The organism is Streptomyces sp. CB01580 (genome assembly GCF_001905795.1).
Classification (GTDB): Bacteria; Actinomycetota; Actinomycetes; order Streptomycetales; family Streptomycetaceae; genus Streptomyces.
In genome coordinates this window covers 1-16,760 of the sequence record NZ_LIXJ01000019.1, presented here as the reverse complement: position 1 = coordinate 16,760, position 16,760 = coordinate 1, and the positions used below count along the sequence as shown (strand labels likewise).

Below are 16,760 nucleotides of genomic sequence, written 5' to 3'. Positions count from 1 at the left end.
CGAGACTGACCCCATGTCTCCTGTGCTCGACCCCAATCCCCAGAACGGTCAGAAGAAGCTCCTCCTCGTGCTCGGGGCGATGCTCCTTGTCACGGTGATCATCGGGGTGATCGCCTCGATCGCGTCCCCCTCCTGACCGGTCCGGGGCAGCCCCTGGGGATGGTGGGGCCTGCCCCACCATCCCCTAGGGGGCTGGGCTCAGGGTGAAGTGGGTGGATCGCCGGATGGGACCGGTGCCCCGGCGTCCGTAGGTTCGTGGGTGTCGGAACCAGCGATCCACGGAGGCGGACATGTCGGCTCCCGCACCTACCCGGCCCACGGCCGCGCCCACGGGCGGAGTCGACGTGCGGCTGCCGTGGTGGGCCGTCGCGCTGCCCGCGGTCGCGTTCGCCGCGCTCCTGCTGATGATCGTGGGATCCGGTGACGCCCACGCGGCGCCGGCCGACCCCGCGGTCGGCCGGCTGCTCGCGCGAGCCCTCGCCCTGTTCACCGGCTGACGTCGCCCGCGGTCCGCGCAGGAGCCCTTCAACCCCCTGCGCCGGGCGGCACGTTTCATGCGAAGCTGAGGTGTATGAGCGTCGATACACCTCGCAGGATCGTCCTTCTCAGGCACGCGAAGGCGGAATGGTCGCAGGACTCCGACCACGAGCGGCCGCTCGCGGAACGCGGCCGCAGGGATGCCCCCGTCGCGGGCCGCAAACTCGTCGACTCCGGGATCAACCTCGATCTGGCCCTCTGCTCCACCGCCGCCAGGACGCGCGAGACGTGGAAGCTCGCGGTGCACGAGATGCCGCGACGCCCGCGGACCGTGTACGAGGAGCGGTTGTACGAGGCGTCTCCCGGCGAGCTGATCGCCCTGATCAACGAGACACCCGACGATGTGCGCGATCTTCTGCTCATCGGCCACAACCCCGGAATGCACGCGGTCGCCGACGCCCTCTCGGCATCGGCCGAGGGAGACGCCCTGGCGAGGATGCACCGCGGCGGTTTCCCGACGGCCGCGTTCGCCGTCGTCGCGTTCTCCGGTTCCTGGAAGGGCGTGGAGCACGGCGTGGGCAGGCTCGTCGAGTACTGGACCCCCAACGACTGACCCGCCGTCCGGCCCACCATCGTGCGTCCGGGCCGCCTCATGGGAAGGGCCCCGGTACGGAAGCTCACCGCTTCCGTACCGGGGCCCTTCCCGTCGTCGGGGACATCCGGGGCGATGGACGCGACGGACGCGTCAGTCCACCAGGCCGTCGGCGGCCTCGACCTCCTCGCGGGTGATGCCGAGCAGATACAGCACGGTGTCCAGGAACGGCACGTTCACCGCGGTATGGGCGGCCTCGCGGACCACCGGCTTGGCGTTGAAGGCCACCCCGAGCCCCGCCGTGTTCAGCATGTCCAGGTCGTTGGCACCGTCACCGATCGCGACGGTCTGCGCCAGCGGCACCCCGGCCTGCTCGGCGAAACTACGCAGCAGACGGGCCTTGCCGGCCCGGTCGACTATGTCCCCGACGACCCGCCCGGTGAGCTTGCCGTCGATCACCTCCAGCGTGTTGGCGGAGGCGAAGTCGAGTCCGAGCCGTTCCTTCAGATCGTCGGTGACCTGCGTGAAGCCGCCCGACACCACACCCACCTGGTAACCGAGCCGCTTCAGCGTACGGATCAGGGTCCGGGCGCCCGGCGTCAGCCGCACCTCGGCCCGCACCTTGTCCACCACCGACGCGTCGAGGCCCGCCAGCAGGGCCACCCGCGCGTGCAGCGACTGCTCGAAGTCGAGCTCGCCGCGCATCGCCCGCCCGGTCACCTCGGCGACCTTGTCCTCGCAGCCCGCGTGGGCGGCGAACAACTCGATGACCTCGTCCTGGATGAGCGTCGAGTCGACGTCCATGACGACCAGCCGCTGCGCCCTGCGGCTCAGCCCGGCTGACACCACCGCGACATCGACACCGATCTCGGCGGACTGTGTCGCCAGGGCCGTCCGCAGCTCCTCGGTGCCCGTGCCGGAGACCGCGAACTCGACGGCCGTCACCGGGTACTTGGCGAGCCGGAAGATCCGGTCGATGTTGCCGCCCGTCGAGGTGATCCTGGCCGCTATGGCGGCGGTCGACTGCGCGGTAAGCGGGTGCCCGAGCACCGTCACGTGGGAGCGCCCGAAGCCGCGCGGACGGTTGTCGCCCGTGCCGGAGATGATCTCGGCCTGGAGCTTCAGCGACTCCGCCCAGCTGTGCACGGTCGCCCGCAGATCGCCCTCGGTGGTGCCGGCCGCGTCCGGCGTCGTGATCAGCGCGCACAGGACGATGCGCCCGCGGGTGACGACCTGCTCGATGTCGACGACATCGACCGAATAGGCCGCGAGAGTGTCGAAGAGCCCGGCGGTGATCCCGGGGCGGTCCTTCCCGAAGATCTTCACGAGAAGGGTGGGGGTGTCGGCGCCCCGGCGGGATTCCCCGGGCACGGGAGACGGCGAGGACTGAGATGGCTGCGATGCGCTCATGGTGCTTCCACCGTATCTGTCCGCCTCCTCGCCCCGTTGGCCCGTCCCGAGGACCGGGACAGCGGTCCCGCCCGGCGTTCCCGGCCCTCGTACCCGCCGTGCGCGCACCACGGCGGAGCGCGTACGCAGCCCGGCTCCCCCGGGCCGGGGCCCGGCGCCCGGCGTCGTCCGCCCGTCGCGGACCGGCCCCGTTCCCTCGTGATTCACGCGGACTTCGCCGACGTTCACGCAGATTTCGCTCACGTTCGGGGGACTCGTGGCGGCTTGCCGTCCTCCGGACCGTTCGTCCCGCCCGGTGGTGCCGCCCCGGGCCCCCCGCAGGGTCTTCACCCCGCCCGGCTTTCGTATCCGGGACCGCTCCTGGAATAGTTCCCCACGATGTTCAGCATCCCTAGACCCCCTGCGACGGGGGGCAATCGGGGGACAACAAGTGGGGCGCGGAGTGCCGGAACTCGTACTTGAATTGAATGGCAGGACCTGGACGCTCGATCCGTCCAGGCCGTACACCGTGGGGCGCGATCCGCAGGGGGACCTGACGATCGAGGACGCCAGGGTGTCGTGGCGGCACGCCACGATCAGCTGGGGAGGCCGTGGCTGGTCCATCGAGGACCACGGCAGCACGAACGGCACCTACGCCCAGGGCCGTCGCATCCAGCAGCTGGAGATCGGCCCCGGCGTCGCCGTGCACCTGGGCAACGCCAATGACGGACCGCGGCTGAGCTTCACCGCCGCGGACACGGGTGCCGCCGCGGACGCCGGTGCGTACGGCGGACAGGGCGCGGGTGCGCAGCTGCCTCCCGCTCAGCAGCCCCAGCAGGCGCCCGCCCACCAGCCGCAGCAGGGCGGCGCGGGCCGGCTGGGCGGCCAGGCGCCCGCTCAGCAGCAGCCGCACCAGGGCTGGCAACAGGCCCCCCAGGGGCACCAGGCTCCCCAGGGACACCAGCCGCAGCAGCCCGTGCAACCCCAGCAGCCCCAGGTCCCGCACCAGCAGGGCATGGGACCCACACCCGGCGCGGCCGGGCCCGGCGGTGTCGCGGGGGCCCCGTCGGTGCGCGGTGACCGCAGCCCGACCACGTTCCACCAGCTGGCCCTCGGCCGCGTGATGCGCATCGGCCGTGCGCTGGAGAACGAACTGGTCGTCTCCGACCTCCAGGTCTCGCGGCACCACGCCGAATTCCACGCGACGCCCGACGGCCGTTTCGAGCTCCGTGACCTCGGCTCGCACAACGGCACCTACGTCAACGGTCAGCCGCTCCCCAAGTCCGGTTCCGTGCTCATCGGCCCGAACGACATCGTCGGTGTCGGTCACTCGACGTTCCGCCTGGTCGGCGACCGGCTGGAGGAGTTCGTCGACACCGGTGAGGTCACGTTCTCCGCCCGCCACCTCACCGTGACGGTCGACGGCGGGAAGCAGATCCTGAAGGACGTCTCGTTCGGCGTCCCGGAGAAGTCGCTCGTCGCGGTCATCGGACCGTCAGGCTCCGGCAAGTCCACCCTGCTCAAGGCGCTCACCGGCTACCGGCCCGCCAACCAGGGCGACGTGCTCTACGACAACCGGAACCTGTACAAGCAGTTCGCCGAGCTGCGCCAGCGCATCGGTCTGGTCCCGCAGGACGACATCCTGCACAAGGAACTCACCGTCACCAAGGCCCTCAAGTACGCGGCCAAGCTCCGCTTCCCCGCGGACACCACCGAGGCCGAGCGCGAGGCCCGCATCCACGAGGTGCTCGCCGAGCTCAAGCTCGACATCCACAAGGACAAGAAGGTCACCTCGCTCTCCGGAGGCCAGCGCAAGCGCGTCTCCGTGGCGCTGGAGCTGCTCACCAAACCGTCGCTGATCTTCCTGGACGAGCCGACCTCCGGCCTCGACCCGGGCATGGACCGTGACGTCATGCAGCTGCTGCGCGGTCTGGCCGACGACGGGCGCACGGTCCTCGTCGTCACCCACTCCGTGGCCGAGCTGGCGCTCTGCGACAAGCTGCTCGTCATGGCGCCGGGCGGGTCCGTCGCCTACTTCGGCCCGCCGGAGGAGGCGCTCAACTTCTTCGGCTACACCACCTGGGCCGACGTGTTCTCCGCGTTCGAGAACTACCGCGACTACGACTGGGCGGGCCGCTGGCGCGGCTCCCAGCACTACCAGATGTACGCCGCGGACATCGACGCCGTCGCCGCCCAGCCCGTCCACATGCCGACCCCGCAGCAGATACGCCCGCCCAAGCCGCAGAGCTGGTCGGCCCAGCTGTGGACACTGATCCGCCGCTACCTCTCGGTGATCGCGTCCGACAAGGGCTTCATGGGCCTGATGGTGATCCTGCCCGCCGTGCTCGGCATCGTCAGTGTGGTCATCCCGGCCAAGTTCGGCCTTGCGGCGCCGGAGCCGCCGTCCCGGTTCAACAGCGCCGCCGGCACGATCATGCTGATTCTCGCGGTCGGCATGTGCTTCAGTGGTGCGGCCAACTCCGTACGAGAACTGATCAAGGAACGGGTCATCTACGAACGGGAACGGGCCACCGGCCTCTCCCGCTCCGCCTACCTGATGTCCAAGGTGATCGTTCTCGGAGTCATCACGGCCCTCCAGGGCGTCATCATCTGCGGCATCGGCTTCGCCACCCGCAAGCTGCCCGACGAGGGCCTGATCATGCCGCCCGCCGTCGAACTCTGCTTGACGATCATCGTGCTCGGCTTCACCTCGATGATGTTCGGCCTGGTCATCTCCTCGCTGGTGAAGACCTCCGAGAAGACCATGCCGCTGCTGGTCATGTTCGCGATCGTCCAGGTCGTCTTCACCGGCATCCTCTTCCAGGTGTACGGCTCGCCCGGCCTGGAGCAGTTCGCCTGGCTGATGCCGTCCCGCTGGGCCATCGCCGGCGCGGGTGCCACCCTCGACCTCTCGCACCTCATGGCACCGTGGGACCCCAAGGACCCGACCGACCTGGACCCGCTGTGGGAGCACACGGCCGGTCAGTGGGCGATGGACGTCTCGGTACTGCTGTTCCTCGGCATCGTCTGCGGCTTCGTGGTCGCGCGACTGCTGCGCCGCCACGAGCCGGAGGTCATGCGCAAGTAGTCCCACAGGCCCGTGAGCGGACGGCCGTGTCATGGCCGCCGCCGGGCATCGCCACGCACGACGCCGGAGGGCGGCACCCCAGCACTGGGGTGCCGCCCTCCGGCGTAGTGCGTCGTGCGTTGGACGGAGGACGTACGACGCACGCCCTGATCCGGTCAGTACGCGCTGTTGACGTTGTCGATCGAGCCGTAGCGGTCGGCGGCGTAGTTGGCCGCGGCCGTGAGGTTGGCGACCGGGTCGTAGATGTTCTTCGAGGTGCCGGGCACGTGGTACGCGTCGAACGTGGGCTGGATGACCTGGAGCAGGCCGCGGGACGGGACGCCGTTGCGGGCGTTGATGTCCCAGTCGTTGACCGCGTACGGGTTGCCGGAGGACTCCCGGATGATGTTCTTGTGCAGACCGTGGTAGGTGCCGGGGATGCCGTGCGCCCTCATGACGTCCAGGGCCTCCCGGATCCACCCGTCCAGGTTGTTCGCGTAGACCGGGGTACGGACCGTGGAGCGGCTCGCGGGGGCGTTCTCGGCCTGGCTCCGGGCCTTGGCCTCGGCGACGGCGGCGGCCTTCGCCCTGGCGGCGGCCTCGGCGTTCTTCTTGACCGCGACTTCCTTGGCACGGGCCTGGTCGGCGGCCTTCACCAGCTTCTCGGCGGTCGAGTTCTGCTCGATGAGGCTGGCCTGCAGCGCCTTGGCGTGCGGGTTGCCGACGACCGAACCGAACACCACGGGCGCGGTGGACGCGGCGGCCTCGGCCTCCGGCTTGGACTCGGCGTTGGCGGGGACGAGCGAGAACGAAAGGGACGCGACGGCAGCGGCTGCGATACCTGCGAGGGAGAACTTCTGGGCCTTGTTCAGACGACTACGACGGGCGGTGACGCCGGACACGGTCATGCAGAGATACCTCTTCGAATCGCGGAAGTCCTCACGGAGGACGAGGACGGGAAGCGCTGTGTGCGCACCTCCGTCGGGGACGAGAGCAATTCTTAGCGCCAGCAAAATTCGCTGGCAAAGGTGTGACGTACGACCCCGGATAGTGGACCGGGGAGGCTCTGGATCGGGGCGGCCCGCGCTCCTGCCCAGTGATGCCGTGCTTATGCGTCCACTAGCATTCTTCGTAAGTGATGTGGGTCCTATGCCCGGCCTCACATCGGCCGCCCGGCAAACTCACCAACCGTTGCTCAAGCAATTCGGAGGGTGAGGAGTCGGGGTACGAGCCCCCGCGAGCGCCCGCACCGGCCCCGCCGCGCGGCAGCGGTGGTCCGACGGCAGGGCCTGGGGCGTGTTGCGAAAGTGGCGTCGTCCGCCCGAAGGGCGGGGCCCGCGGCGTCCGGTGCGGTGCATCGCAAGGCGGAGGGTCGTCCTCGTACTGGGCTTGCGTGGACGATCCCGACAACGCGGCGAGGCGCCGTGCCGGGCGTCGCGGGCCGGACGGGACTTCCGCAACACGTCCTAGTCCCCGAGCCCTAAGCGGCAGCCGTCCACAGGCCGATACGGCGTACGCGTCCCGCTTGTACGGTGAGGCCATGAGCCATCGCCCACCGTCGGGCCTCGCAGCGGTGAGTGCCGCACTCCTCGCCATGAGCCGGCCACTCGAAGTGCGCGACGTCCTGAAGACGATCGTCGCCTCGGCCCGCGAACTGCTGGACGCCGAGTACGCCGCGCTGGGCGTCCCCGACGACCACGGAGGTTTCGCCCAGTTCGTCGTCGACGGCGTCAGCGACGAGCAGTGGAGGGCCATCGGCCCGCTGCCCCGGCAGCACGGCGTCCTCGCCGCGATGCTCCACGAGGCGCGGCCCGAGCGACTCGCCGACGTCCGGAAGGACCCCCGCTTCGGGGGCTGGCCCGCCGCCCACCCCGACATGTCCGACTTCCTCGGCCTGCCCATCCGGGACGGCGACGAGACCCTCGGCGCGCTCTTCCTCGCCAACAAGCGCTGCCCGAAACCGGAGGGCAGCTGCGGTTTCACCGCCGAGGACGAGGAACTGCTGTCGATCCTCGCCCAGCACGCGGCGATCGCCCTCACCAACGCCCGGCTGTACGAACGCAGCCGGGAACTGACCATCGCCGAGGAGCGATCCAGGCTCGCCCATGAGCTGCACGACGCCGTCAGCCAGAAGCTTTTCTCGCTGCGGCTCACGGCCCAGGCGGCCACCGCCCTGATCGACCGCGACCCGGTCCGTGCCAAGGGAGAGCTCCACCAGGTCGCCGCGCTCGCCGCCGAAGCCGTGGACGAACTGCGCGCTGCCGTCGTCGAACTGCGCCCGGCCGCCCTGGACGAGGACGGCCTCGTCGCCACGCTGCGCACCCAGATCCAGGTCCTGGACCGCGCCCACACGGCCCGGGTCACCTTCACCGGCAAGGGCGTACGCGCCCTGCCCGCGGCCCAGGAGGAAGCGCTGCTCCGGGTCTCCCAGGAAGCCCTGCACAACGCCCTGCGCCACTCGGGCGCCGCACACGTCGACGTCACCCTGACCCGGCACGGCAACGGCGCACGGCTGCGCATCACCGACGACGGCGGCGGCTTCGACCCCGCGGCGACCAGGCAGGCGGGCCGCCACCTGGGCCTGGTGTCGATGCGGGACCGCGCGAGCGGGGTCGGCGGAAGGCTCACCGTTGAATCGGTGCCCGGCAGGGGCACCACGATCGAGATGGAGATACCCGGTGGCTGAGAAGATCATCAGGGTGCTGCTGGTCGACGACCACCAGGTGGTCCGCCGCGGTCTGCGTACGTTCCTGGAGATCCAGGACGACATAGAGGTGGTGGGCGAGGCGTCCGACGGCGCCGAGGGCGTGGCCAGGACCGAGGAACTCCGTCCCGATGTCGTCCTGATGGACATCAAGATGCCCGGAACCGACGGGATCGAGGCCCTGCGCAGACTCCGTGAGCTGGCGAACCCGGCCAAGGTCCTGATCGTCACCAGCTTCACCGAACAGCGCACCGTCGTGCCCGCCCTCCGGGCCGGGGCCTTTGGCTATGTGTACAAGGACGTCGACCCCGACGCCCTGGCCGGGGCGATCCGCTCGGTGCACGCCGGACACGTGCTCCTCCAGCCGGAGGTCGCGGGAGCCCTGCTCACCCAGGATGAAGGCGGCGGCACGGGCCGGGGGAGCACCCTCACCGAACGGGAACGGGAAGTGCTGGGCCTGATCGCCGACGGCCGCTCCAACCGCGAGATCGCACGGGCCCTGGTCCTCTCCGAGAAGACCGTCAAGACCCACGTCTCGAACATATTGATGAAGCTGGACCTCTCGGACCGGACCCAGGCGGCCCTCTGGGCCGTACGGCACGGAGCGGCCGGCTGAGCCGAACGGCACCACGACCGTGCGCACCCCGGACGGTGCCGACCTGCTGAGCGGAGCGGCACCACGACCGGGCGGACCCCGACGGCGCCCGCGCCCGCGACCGGGCACGGCCGGAGGGGCGCACCGCGGACGATGCGCACGTCGCGGACGGTGTGGCGCCGCGACCGGACGCCGTCACGGGGTGCGCCCCGCGACGTGAGACCGCCGGTCGGTGCGCGCGCCGACCGTCCGGTGGGAGGCCCGACCGCGCGGACGCGACCGTCCCTCCCGCGCCCCCGGGTCCTCCCGCGTCCCCGGGCCGGGCGCCGACCTGCCCCGCGGCGGCGACCTGCGGACCTACCGTTCCCGCTCGCGCTCCTCCACGCAGGCGTTGTACGCGGCGACCTGCGCCCTCCGGGCCACCCGCTCGACCGGTCGCAGCGCCTCCGCACGTGCCGCGATCTCCGAGGCGCTCACCGCCCCGCCGTGCCCGTTCCCGTACGCCACCGAGATCAGCAGCCCGACCCGCTGTGCCAGCTCCAGCACCCGCACCGCGCGCGGCGGATACCCCGGAGCCAGTACCTCGCGGCTCCGCTCCGCCCGCGCCCGGTACGCGTCCACCGCCGCCTCCGCCATCGGCCCGGAACCGGCCACGTCCAGCCGCGACAGCACCTCCGTCGCGTCCCGCAGCGCCTCGGCGAGCTCCCGCTCCGCCTCGCCCAGCGACGGCACATCGGCCGGCGGAGCCTCTCGTACCGGCAGGCAGTGCCACACCACCTCGACGTGCAGATCCCCCTCCGGTCCCCGCTCGCTCACCTCGGGAACCAGCCCGTACGGGGCACCGGAGGCGATCACCGCCTCCTCCGCCTCCAGCGCCCGTGCGTTGAACTCCGGTGGACCGCTCAGCCCCAGCGGATGCCCCGGGGCGGGCAGCGCGACCCGGAACCCGCTCACCCCCAGGGCGCGCAACCGCCCGAGCGCCAGCGTCAGCCCCACCGGCCCCGCCTCGCCCGGCAGCCCCTCCACACGGTGCACCGCGTCCTCCCCGACGATGGCGAGCGCCGCGTCGTCCGGTGACACGAGTCCCGCGAGCAGCGCGTTTCCCCAAGCGGCCAGCAAACCTGAGCGTGGTTCCGAAAGCATGGGGACAGCCTAGGGAACAGGCGGGCGGCCCGGGGGCACTCGGGCCCAGCGCCGGGCACACTCCCGCGGTGGCGTAGATTTCCCTGGGAGCTGTGCCCACAGGCACGCGACGACCTCGACACTGCATGGGGAGACAACGCGCCATGAGCGATGTACTGGAGCTGGTGGACGTATCCGTGGTCCGCGACGGACGTGCTCTGGTGGAAGACGTCTCCTGGCAGGTCAAGGAGGGGGAGCGCTGGGTCATCCTCGGCCCGAACGGCGCGGGCAAGACCACCCTCCTCAACATCGCGTCCAGCTACCTCTTCCCGAGCACCGGCACCGTCGGCATCCTCGGTGAACGACTCGGCGGCGTCGGCACCGACGTCTTCGATCTCCGCCCCCGCATCGGCATGGCGGGCGTCGCCATGGCCGAGAAGCTGCCCAAGCGCCAGACCGTCCTGCAGACCGTGCTCACCGCTGCCTACGGCATGACCGCCACCTGGCACGAGAACTACGAAGCCGTCGACGAGGAGCGCGCCCGCGCCTTTCTCGACCGCCTCGGCATGAACGAGTACCTCGACCGCAAGTTCGGCACCCTGTCCGAGGGCGAGCGCAAGCGGACGCTGATCGCCCGCGCCATGATGACCGACCCCGAACTGCTGCTCCTCGACGAGCCCGCGGCGGGACTCGACCTCGGCGGGCGCGAGGACCTGGTCCGCCGCCTCGGCCGACTGGCCCGCGACCCCTACGCCCCCTCCATGATCATGGTCACCCACCATGTCGAGGAGATCGCCCCGGGCTTCACCCACGTCCTGATGATCCGCCAGGGCAAGGTGCTCGCAGCCGGGCCCATGGAGACCGAGCTCACCTCGCGCAACCTCTCCCTCTGCTTCGGCCTGCCGCTCGTCGTCGAGCGCACCGGCGACCGCTACACGGCCCACGGACTCCCGCTGTCCTGAGACGTCCCTGCCGAGGTGCCCGTCCTGAGGGCGCCCGTACTGAGACGTTCCTCCTGAGACGTCTCCCGGGACGTCCTCCCCGGGAGAGCGCGAGCCGCCGACCGCCCGACGGTCCATCGCCCACCCCCCGGCTGCCGTCGCCCACCGTCCACCGCCGGCCGTGGACCGCCCGGGCCGTGGGGCCGTCGAGCCTGTCCGCTTGCGCACTGTCCGCGAGGGCACTCGCGGTCCTACCATGACCACGTGGACATCGATGCGTGGGTGTGGTGGCTGATCGGCGCGGCGGGGCTGGGCATCCCGCTCGTCCTGACCGCGATGCCCGAATTCGGCATGTTCGCCGTCGGAGCGGTCGCCGCCGCGGTCGTCGCGGCGCTCGGCGGCGGCATCGTGGTCCAGGTGCTGGTGTTCCTCGTGGTCTCCGTGGCGCTCATCGCCGTGGTGCGCCCGATCGCCACCAGGCACCGCGCCGACCGGCCCCAACTCGCCACGGGCATCGATGGGCTGAAAGGCCGTCAGGCCGTTGTCCTGGAACGGGTCGACGGCAACGGCGGCAGGATCAAGCTGGCCGGCGAGATCTGGTCCGCCCGGGCACTCGACGGGGACCAGAGCTTCGATCCGGGCCAACAGGTCGATGTCGTCGACATCGACGGAGCAACAGCAGTCGTCATGTGACCGAATCACCCCCACCGCAGTGCGCGTTCTGTCAGACTCGAAGTCGATCATCATGAGATCGAGGTCGCATCCGTTTTCGACCTCTTCACTCGATCTCGACCCCGATCACCCGCGATCCGTCGGCAACCGAAGGGCAACGAGGAACCACGATGCAACCGATCATCATCGTCCTGATCATTCTGGTGGTGCTCGTCTTCATCGCCCTGATCAAGACGATCCAGGTCATTCCGCAGGCCAGCGCCGCCATCGTGGAGCGCTTCGGCCGCTACACCCGTACGCTCAACGCGGGCCTGAACATCGTCGTTCCGTTCATCGACACGATCAGGAACCGCATCGACCTGCGTGAACAGGTCGTCCCGTTCCCGCCGCAGCCGGTGATCACCCAGGACAACCTGGTCGTCAACATCGACACCGTCATCTACTACCAGGTGACGGACGCCAGGGCCGCCACGTACGAAGTCGCCAGCTACATCCAGGCGATCGAGCAGCTCACCGTCACCACGCTCCGCAACATCATCGGTGGCATGGACCTGGAACGGACGCTGACCTCCCGCGAGGAGATCAACGCCGCGCTCCGCGGAGTCCTCGACGAGGCGACCGGCAAGTGGGGCATCCGCGTCAACCGCGTCGAACTCAAGGCGATCGAGCCGCCCACCTCCATCCAGGACTCGATGGAGAAGCAGATGCGCGCGGACCGCGACAAGCGCGCCGCGATCCTCCAGGCCGAAGGAACCCGTCAGTCCGCGATCCTCACCGCGGAGGGCGAGAAGCAGTCCGCCATCCTGCGTGCCGAGGGTGAGGCCAGGGCGTCCGCCCTGCGCGCGGACGGTGAGGCCCAGGCCATCCGTACGGTCTTCGAGTCCATCCACGCCGGTGACCCGGACCAGAAGCTCCTCTCGTACCAGTACCTCCAGATGCTCCCGAAGATCGCCGAGGGCGATGCCAACAAGCTCTGGATCGTGCCCAGCGAGATCGGTGATGCACTGAAGGGCCTTAGCGGCGCCTTCGGCAACCTCGGCAACGGCGCCCCCGGATTCGACACCGGCGGCAAGGAGCGGCGGGAACAGCCCCCGGTCGAATGATGCGTACATGCCCTCGTGCATGATCGGTGCACGACGCATCGACCATGCACGGGGGAGTCGCCATGACCATCTGGGAGATGCTCGCCGTCTTCGCGGCGGGCATCAGCGCCGGCACGATCAACACGATCGTCGGATCCGGAACGCTGATCACCTTCCCGGTGCTGCTCGCCACCGGGCTGCCCCCGGTCACCGCCACCGTCTCCAACGCGCTCGGCCTGATCCCCGGCTCGATCAGCGGCGCCATAGGCTACCGCGCGGAGCTCGCGGGGCAGAGCCGCCGGGTCCTCAGATTCGCCGTCGCGGCCCTGATCGGCGGTCTCACCGGGGCCACGCTCCTGCTGTCCCTGCCGTCCACGGCCTTCGAGACGATCGTGCCGGTGCTGGTGACGCTGGCCCTGATCCTGGTCATCCTGCAACCACGCATCAGCAGGGCCGTTCAGCGACGACGCGAACACAACGGCGGTCCCACCCGCACCGACGGCGGCCCCCTCCTCTTCACCGGGCTGATGCTCGCCAGCGTCTACGGCGGCTACTTCACCGCCGCCCAGGGGATCATCTACCTCTCCCTGATGGGGATGCTGCTCGACGACACGATGCAGCGGCTCAACGCCGTCAAGAACGTTCTGGCAGCCGTCGTCAACAGCATCGCCGCGCTCTTCTTCCTCTTCGTCGCGGACTTCGACTGGACGGCGGTCGTGCTGATAGCGGTCGGCTCCGCCCTGGGCGGCCAGATCGGTGCCAAGGTCGGCCGCCGCCTCAGCCCCACCGTCCTGCGCACCCTCATCGTCGTGGTCGGCACGGTCGCCATTGTCCAGTTGCTGCTCCGCTGAGACCGCCCACACACGGGAAGCCCGCCCTCGCAGGAGGACGGGCTTCCGCACATTTCGACGCGTATGTCCCGTTGCGTGCCGCGCGTACGCCGACTACGCGGCGGCGTGATCCAGCCATTCCGGCAGCGCGGACCGGTCGTCGGTCCGCATCGCCAGCAGCATCGCCTCCGCGGGAGAGGGGACGAACGGCTGCCGCAGCAGCGGCATCCCGGCCTGCTCCGGCGTCCGGGCCGCCTTGCGGTGGTTGTCCTCGGCGCAGGACGCCACCGTGTTCAGCCAGGTGTCCTGGCCGCCCTGGGCCCGCGGCACCACGTGGTCGACGGTGCTCGCCCGCCGTCCGCAGTACGCGCACCGGTGCTGGTCCCGTATCAGCACGCCCCTCCGGGACCACGGGGCCTGTCTTCGGAACGGCACCCGTACGTACCGGCAGAGCCTGATCACCCTGGGCACCGGGATGTCCACGGCGGCGCCACGCATGCGGAGGTCGGGGTGGGACTGCTCGACGACGGCCTTGTCCTGCAGCACCAGCACCACCGCACGGTTCAGCGTCACCGTCGACAGCGGCTCGAAGCTCGCGTTCAGCACCAGCGTGTCCCGCATCTCGCCCACCTCCCGTGTGCCGCCCGCCCCCTGGCAGGCCCGGAACAACTCTGGCCGGGCGGGCTGTGGGGGACAACGCAATAAAAAATGCCCTGCCCCGATCGCTTCAGGACCAGGGCAGGGCGAACAACGGGGGAACTCTGGGTTCCGGCGACCTCTCGGGCCGCCCGCCCGGGGCGGCCTCCCGGTGACGGCTCGGCGCCTACGCGGCCGGGGCCTCGTACTCACCGATCAGCTGGGCACGCCCCAGCGTGTGGAACCGTAGATTGAACCCGACGACCGCGGGCGACGTGTCGCTGTCGACCCCGAGCTTCTCGCTGTCGACGGCGTACACGGTGAAGACGTAGCGGTGGTTCTCGCCGGCCGGCGGCGCGGCGCCGCCGAAGTCCTTCGTCCCGTAGTCGTTGCGGGCGTGCACGGCCCCGGCGGGCAGTCCGGCGAACTCCCCGCTGCCCGCACCGGCCGGCAGCTCGGTGACCGAGGCCGGGATGTCGAAGAGCACCCAGTGCCAGAATCCGCTGCCCGTGGGGGCGTCGGGGTCGAAGCAGGTCACGGCGAAACTCTTGGTCTCCGCGGGGAAACCCTCCCACCGCAACTGCGGTGAAGTGTTCCCGGCCGCCAGCACCTGCGCGTCGGCCAGCACGGCCCCGGGGGCGAGAGTGTCGCTCACCACCGTGAACGACGGCACCTCGGGATGGAAGTCGTGCGGCAGCGGCGCCCTTTTCTGCTCGGTCACGTCAGCACCTCTCCTGATCGCCCTGCCGCCGTCGGCAGGTCTTTCCCCGACCCTAGTGCCGTGGCCGGCGATGTCCGCGGGGCGGACGTCGCCGGCCACGGCACCGGAATCCGGATCATCAGAACCAGTTGCGCCGACCGCCGACCTCGGCGAGCCACTGGTTGAGATACGCTGCCCAGTCCGTCGTGTGGAAGTCGTTCAGCCCGACCTTGAAGGAACGGTAGGTGTCGCTGCCCTCGCTGAAGAGTCCCGGCTTCTTGTCCATCTCCAGGACGACGTCCATCTCGCGGTCGTCCGCGACGAACGACAGCTCCACCTGGTTGAGCCCGCGGTACTGCTGCGGCGGGTAGAACTCGATCTCCTGGTAGAACGGCAGCCGCTGGCGCGTACCGCGAATGTGGCCGCGTTCCATGTCCGCGCTGCGGAAACCGAAACCGAGCCGCCCGAAGGCGTCGAGAATCGCCTCCTGGGCCGGCAGCGGATGCACATTGACGGGGTCCAGGTCGCCGGAGTCCACCGCCCGCGCGATCTCCAGCTCCGTGGTCACGCCGATGTGCATGCCGTGCAGGTGCTGACCGGCGAACATCGTGATCGGCGTCTCCCACGGGATCTCGAGCCCGAACGGAACGACGTGCACCGCACCGGCCTGCACCTGGAACGCGCCACCGAGCCGGAGCTTGGTGAACTCGATGTCCTGCTTGGTCTCCGTGTCCTGCCCCTCGACCTCGACCCGGGCCTGCAGCCCCACGGAGAGCGCCTCGATCTGCTGATCCACGCTGCCGCCCTGGATCCGCACCTCGCCCTGGACGACCCCGCCCGGTACGACGTTGAGTTCGCTGAGTTCGGTCTCCACCGAAGCACCACCGGCACCCAGGCTCGCGAGCAGACGTTTGAAGCCCATGTTCTCTCCTCCTAGATCCTGACCCCTAGATACGCGCCAGGACCACGGTCGGTTCCCGGTACCCTCGAACGTCATGACCGAGGGTCTGGAACGTACACCGCTCACCCGCGACTTCTTCGACCGCCCCGTACTGGACGTGGCCCCCGACCTGCTGGGACGGATCCTGGTCCGCACCACACCCGACGGCCCCATCGAGCTCCGCCTCACCGAGGTGGAGGCGTACGCGGGCGAGGCCGACCCCGGATCGCACGCCTTCAGGGGCCGCACTCCGCGCAACAGCGTCATGTACGGACCGCCCGGTCACGCGTACGTCTACTTCACCTACGGCATGTGGCACTGCCTCAACCTGGTGTGCGGCCCGGAGGGCAGGGCCGGCGGTGTCCTGCTCCGCGCGGGCGAGATCCAGGTGGGCGCCGAACTCACCCGGGTACGTCGGACCTCCGCCCGCAGCGACAAGGAACTGGCCAAAGGGCCGGCCCGGCTGGCCACCGCCCTCGACATCGACCGCGCGCTCGACGGCACCGATGCCATCGCCCACCCCGGCAACGCGCTGCATCTGCTGCATGGCACCCCACCGCCCCGCGACCGGGTACGCAATGGTCCGCGTACCGGAGTCGGCGGCGACGGAGCCACACATCCGTGGCGGTTCTGGATCGACGGCGACCCCACGGTGAGCCCCTACCGGACCCATGTGCCACGCCGCCGCGCAACTTGACTCGCCCATGCGGACCACCTAATGTGGTCCGAGCCGTTTGAAACGGGCACTGTTGTCGGTGCGATCCATTGGATCGACCGGAGCAACTCGAAGCGGCAAACCACTACCTACGACACACACCCTCAGGGTGCGCTTTCGTCATGCCGTAATTCGGATTGATTTGGCTCGATTATGAGCGGTCCGAGAAATCGGTTAACGTAGTGATCACGCCGAAAGGCGAAGGCCCTCCAACGGCCACCGGAATTGAAATTCGGACCGGAAACGGAACGGAAAAAGAATCTGGTAAGGTTGGAACCGCCGAAAGGGAAAAGCGCGA

17 protein-coding genes are annotated in these 16,760 nt (G+C 70.0%); 11 read left to right on the top strand and 6 right to left on the bottom strand.

Annotation, left to right across the window (positions count from 1 at the left end; translation table 11 throughout):
* Positions 1-22 precede the first annotated feature (22 nt).
* From AMK22_RS41850 to AMK22_RS24580, 3 genes are all read left to right on the top strand, one after another.
* Positions 23-136, top strand: coding sequence for an SGM_5486 family transporter-associated protein (locus tag AMK22_RS41850; RefSeq protein ID WP_274535436.1), 114 nt, complete (start codon positions 23-25; stop codon positions 134-136).
* Positions 137-290: 154 nt separating this feature from the next.
* The gene (locus AMK22_RS24585) at positions 291-497 is read left to right on the top strand and encodes a hypothetical protein (protein WP_073788364.1); all 207 of its coding nucleotides are present in this window, start codon (positions 291-293) and stop codon (positions 495-497) included.
* A gap of 74 nt (positions 498-571) precedes the next feature.
* Positions 572-1,090: a SixA phosphatase family protein gene (locus tag AMK22_RS24580; RefSeq protein ID WP_073788362.1), complete on the top strand. Its 519-nt coding sequence runs from the start codon at positions 572-574 to the stop codon at positions 1,088-1,090.
* Positions 1,091-1,222: 132 nt separating this feature from the next.
* On the opposite strand, the gene serB is transcribed toward AMK22_RS24580, so the two are convergent.
* Complete coding sequence (gene serB / locus AMK22_RS24575) at positions 1,223-2,479, bottom strand: phosphoserine phosphatase SerB (protein WP_073788361.1); 1,257 nt, start codon at positions 2,477-2,479, stop codon at positions 1,223-1,225.
* A gap of 430 nt (positions 2,480-2,909) precedes the next feature.
* Between serB and AMK22_RS24570 the strand changes: the two genes are divergently transcribed.
* Complete coding sequence (locus AMK22_RS24570) at positions 2,910-5,546, top strand: ABC transporter ATP-binding protein/permease (RefSeq protein WP_073788359.1); 2,637 nt, start codon at positions 2,910-2,912, stop codon at positions 5,544-5,546.
* A gap of 155 nt (positions 5,547-5,701) precedes the next feature.
* On the opposite strand, the gene AMK22_RS24565 is transcribed toward AMK22_RS24570, so the two are convergent.
* Positions 5,702-6,433: a transglycosylase SLT domain-containing protein gene (locus tag AMK22_RS24565; RefSeq protein WP_073788358.1), complete on the bottom strand. Its 732-nt coding sequence runs from the start codon at positions 6,431-6,433 to the stop codon at positions 5,702-5,704.
* A gap of 632 nt (positions 6,434-7,065) precedes the next feature.
* On the opposite strand from AMK22_RS24565, the gene AMK22_RS24560 reads away from it, so the two are divergent.
* Entirely contained in the window at positions 7,066-8,211 is a 1,146-nt protein-coding gene (locus AMK22_RS24560; protein WP_073788357.1) for a GAF domain-containing sensor histidine kinase, read from the top strand.
* Complete coding sequence (locus AMK22_RS24555) at positions 8,204-8,845, top strand: response regulator (RefSeq protein ID WP_073788355.1); 642 nt, start codon at positions 8,204-8,206, stop codon at positions 8,843-8,845. The genes AMK22_RS24560 and AMK22_RS24555 overlap by 8 nt, the downstream gene beginning before the upstream one ends.
* Before the next feature lie 336 nt (positions 8,846-9,181).
* Here the strand turns inward: AMK22_RS24555 and AMK22_RS24550 are convergent, their stop codons facing one another.
* Positions 9,182-9,967 (bottom strand): hypothetical protein, encoded by a 786-nt coding sequence (locus AMK22_RS24550; protein ID WP_073788353.1) that lies wholly within the window; start codon positions 9,965-9,967, stop codon positions 9,182-9,184.
* Between the two features lie 143 nt (positions 9,968-10,110).
* On the opposite strand from AMK22_RS24550, the gene AMK22_RS24545 reads away from it, so the two are divergent.
* The 4 genes from AMK22_RS24545 (at position 10,111) to AMK22_RS24530 (ending at position 13,492) form a co-directional block, all read left to right on the top strand.
* Complete coding sequence (locus AMK22_RS24545) at positions 10,111-10,908, top strand: ABC transporter ATP-binding protein (RefSeq protein WP_073788351.1); 798 nt, start codon at positions 10,111-10,113, stop codon at positions 10,906-10,908.
* Between the two features lie 243 nt (positions 10,909-11,151).
* Complete coding sequence (locus tag AMK22_RS24540; RefSeq protein ID WP_073788349.1) at positions 11,152-11,580, top strand: NfeD family protein; 429 nt, start codon at positions 11,152-11,154, stop codon at positions 11,578-11,580.
* Positions 11,581-11,729: 149 nt separating this feature from the next.
* The gene (locus AMK22_RS24535; protein WP_073788347.1) at positions 11,730-12,662 is read left to right on the top strand and encodes an SPFH domain-containing protein; all 933 of its coding nucleotides are present in this window, start codon (positions 11,730-11,732) and stop codon (positions 12,660-12,662) included.
* A gap of 62 nt (positions 12,663-12,724) precedes the next feature.
* Positions 12,725-13,492 (top strand): sulfite exporter TauE/SafE family protein, encoded by a 768-nt coding sequence (locus AMK22_RS24530; protein WP_073788345.1) that lies wholly within the window; start codon positions 12,725-12,727, stop codon positions 13,490-13,492.
* Between the two features lie 93 nt (positions 13,493-13,585).
* Here the strand turns inward: AMK22_RS24530 and AMK22_RS24525 are convergent, their stop codons facing one another.
* From AMK22_RS24525 to AMK22_RS24515, 3 genes are all read right to left on the bottom strand, one after another.
* A complete protein-coding gene (locus AMK22_RS24525; RefSeq protein ID WP_073788343.1) occupies positions 13,586-14,092 on the bottom strand; it encodes an HNH endonuclease in 507 nt (168 codons plus the stop codon).
* Positions 14,093-14,294: 202 nt separating this feature from the next.
* A complete protein-coding gene (locus AMK22_RS24520) occupies positions 14,295-14,828 on the bottom strand; it encodes a YbhB/YbcL family Raf kinase inhibitor-like protein (RefSeq protein ID WP_073788342.1) in 534 nt (177 codons plus the stop codon).
* A gap of 118 nt (positions 14,829-14,946) precedes the next feature.
* Positions 14,947-15,729: a sporulation protein gene (locus AMK22_RS24515; protein WP_073788340.1), complete on the bottom strand. Its 783-nt coding sequence runs from the start codon at positions 15,727-15,729 to the stop codon at positions 14,947-14,949.
* Between the two features lie 73 nt (positions 15,730-15,802).
* Between AMK22_RS24515 and AMK22_RS24510 the strand changes: the two genes are divergently transcribed.
* Positions 15,803-16,444 carry a DNA-3-methyladenine glycosylase gene (locus AMK22_RS24510; protein ID WP_073788338.1) on the top strand — a complete coding sequence of 214 codons (642 nt, stop codon included), beginning with the start codon at positions 15,803-15,805 and terminating at the stop codon, positions 16,442-16,444.
* The last annotated feature ends 316 nt before the right edge of the window (positions 16,445-16,760 follow it).